A 2,075-nucleotide genomic window follows, 5' to 3' on the forward strand; every position below is an offset into this window, starting at 1 on the left:
GATGAGACACAAGTTGTCGCTAGATATTATGGTGCGAGCGTATATACTGTTGAAAATGATACTACATGGCAAGGTAAGTCACATGCTTGTTGGCAAGGTAGCAAATATGCAACGCATGATTTATTAATGTTTGTTGATGCTGATGTTCAGTTTGCTTGTGATGATAGTATTCAAAATATAGCCAATCAATATGATTTACAAGGTGGTAAAGGTTTGTTGTCAATACAACCTTATCACAAGATAAAAAAGCTATATGAAAATATATCGGCGATTTTTAATTTAATGACAATCGTAGGTATGAATCAATTTTCAATCACGAAATCAGCAAATAATGAGCAAGGCGCGTTTGGACCAGTCCTTGTGACAAATAAGCAAGATTATAAATTGACACAAGGACATTTGAAAGCTAAAAATCAAATCATTGAAGGCTTTGCAATAAGTAAAGCATATAATCAGCAAGGTTTGCCAGTTAGTTTGCATGAAGGCCAAGGCGTAGTGAATTTTAGAATGTATTCTCAAGGATATAAATCGCTATTAGAGGGTTGGAGTAAACACTTTGCACTTGGCTCTCAAGTAACTAAAAAGTCTACGCTTACGTTTGTATTTTTATGGCTATTTGGTTCACTTACAACAGTTTTAGCGATAATTTTTTCAATTAATTTAGGCTCGTTATATATATTATTAGCTATTACTCTATATTTTATATATGCGATACAATTTCATATATTTATTCGAAGAACAGGAAATTTTAATATTGTTGCGAGTTTATGTCATCCACTGCTCTTCATATGCTTTGTCGTGATATTTTTTAAATCATGGTTAGATATCAATGTATTCAAACGTATATATTGGAAAGGCCGTAGAATAGATTTATAGCTTATTTTTTTATACAAATGTCAAGAAGTTCTAGGCTTACTGAGGAGGCCAATAAATGAATCAATTAGAGAGAGATTATAACCATTGTCACAATATAATGAAAGAACATTCAAAAACGTTCTCATATGCCTTTGATTTTTTGGATTTAAAAAGGAAAAAAGCAATTTGGGCTATTTATGCAGTTTGCAGAATTATAGATGATAGTATTGATAAATACAAAGACCTTGAGCAATTAAAAGGCATAGCTAGAGATTTAGATGTGATTTATAGCGATTGTGATTATATTCAAGCGTATCAAAGTGATGCAGCTATTATGAATGCTTTAAGTAATACATTGAATACATATTCAATACCTAAAAAACCTTTTGAATCTTTAATTCAATATGTGAAGGAAGATTTAGTTTTAAAAGAAATGAAAACTGATTCAGATTTATATGAATATTGCTATGGTGTGGCAGGTACTGTCGGTGAATTGTTAACTCCTATATTAACTTCATCAAATGAAAATAATTTCGAGCAAGCTGAAGAAGCTGCGATTGCTTTAGGCAAGGCAATGCAAATAACTAATATTTTAAGAGATGTCGGCGAAGATTTTCAAAATGGAAGAATTTATCTAAGTGTAGAAAAATTAGCTCAATATCGAGTTAATCTACATTCTATATATTATGAAGGAGTTACGCCAAATTATATAAAACTTTGGGAAAGTTACGCTACAGAGGCAGTTAGGTTATATGATATTGCATTAAACGGTATTAATTATTTTGACGAAGAGGTACGTTACATTATCGAATTAGCTGCGATAGCTTATCATGAAATACTTGTGGAAGTAAGGAAGGCAAACTATACGTTGCATAAGAAAGTATATGTAAGCAAATTGAAAAAAAAGAAAATTTATCGTGAACTTAGTGCGAAATATAATAGGAGTGAAACATTATGAAGATTGCAGTTATAGGCGGCGGTGTTTCAGGTTTAGCTTCAGCTTCAAGATTAGCAGCAAACGGTCACCAAGTAGATTTATATGAAAAGAACCAACAAATAGGTGGCAGGATGAATCAGATCAAGCAAGATGGATTTACATTTGATATAGGACCAACCATCGTAATGATGCCTGAGATTTATCGAGACGTTTTTAATTACGCTCAAAAAAATATGAATGATTACTTGGAAATTAAACAATTATCACATATATATGATGTTTA

At 31.6% G+C, this 2,075-nt stretch carries 3 protein-coding genes; all 3 read left to right on the forward strand.

The window, feature by feature from the left end; genetic code table 11:
• The coding region (locus tag COP04_RS19200; RefSeq protein ID WP_100489767.1) for a glycosyltransferase family 2 protein at nucleotides 1-876 on the forward strand (876 nt) is incomplete at its 5' end.
• Nucleotides 877-931: 55 nt separating this feature from the next.
• On the forward strand, nucleotides 932-1,813 hold the full coding sequence (locus COP04_RS19205) for a phytoene/squalene synthase family protein (RefSeq protein ID WP_100489768.1): 882 nt from the start codon (nucleotides 932-934) through the stop codon (nucleotides 1,811-1,813).
• The coding region (locus tag COP04_RS19210; RefSeq protein ID WP_157800406.1) for a phytoene desaturase family protein at nucleotides 1,810-2,075 on the forward strand (266 nt) is incomplete at its 3' end. The genes COP04_RS19205 and COP04_RS19210, both read left to right, overlap by 4 nt.

It is taken from the genome of Sporolactobacillus pectinivorans, assembly GCF_002802965.1.
GTDB lineage: Bacteria > Bacillota > Bacilli > Bacillales > Sporolactobacillaceae > Sporolactobacillus > Sporolactobacillus pectinivorans.

Bases quoted from the DNA above. Each gene is read 5' to 3' on its own strand.
- COP04_RS19205 (WP_100489768.1), top strand. From the start codon at position 932: ATGAATCAATTAGAGAGAGATTATAACCATTGTCACAATATAATGAAA.